Below are 423 nucleotides of genomic sequence, written 5' to 3'. Positions count from 1 at the left end.
GGCAAGCGCGTGCGCTTCTACTCCACGGTCGATCTGGTCAATCTGCTGGAGCGCGAAAAACACGACGGCAAAGCCGGGCGGATCGCCCAGGCACTGCTGCGCATGGATCTGGTCATCCTCGACGAACTGGGTTATCTGCCCTTCAGCCAGGCCGGCGGTGCGTTGCTGTTTCACCTGCTATCCAAGCTGTACGAACACACCAGCGTGGTGATCACCACCAACCTGAGCTTCGCCGAATGGTCGAGCGTGTTCGGCGACGCCAAGATGACCACCGCCCTGCTGGATCGGCTGACCCACCACTGCCACATCGTCGAAACCGGTAACGAGTCCTATCGCCTGCAACACAGTAGCTTGGCGGCCCAGGCCAAGATCAAATCACGGGAGCGAAAGCGTAAGGGCGGCCAGGAACCGGAGGACGATGAG

At 61.0% G+C, this 423-nt stretch carries 1 pseudogene; it reads left to right on the top strand.

Going from position 1 to position 423, the window contains the following annotated elements:
• Positions 1–423: pseudogene (istB, locus tag HMPREF2924_RS18995) on the top strand (IS21-like element ISPst3 family helper ATPase IstB); the annotation flags it as partial.

This window comes from Pseudomonas sp. HMSC063H08, assembly GCF_001813645.1.
GTDB classification, from domain to species: domain Bacteria; phylum Pseudomonadota; class Gammaproteobacteria; order Pseudomonadales; family Pseudomonadaceae; genus Pseudomonas; species Pseudomonas aeruginosa.
This window is presented reverse-complemented; position numbering and strand designations above follow the sequence as displayed.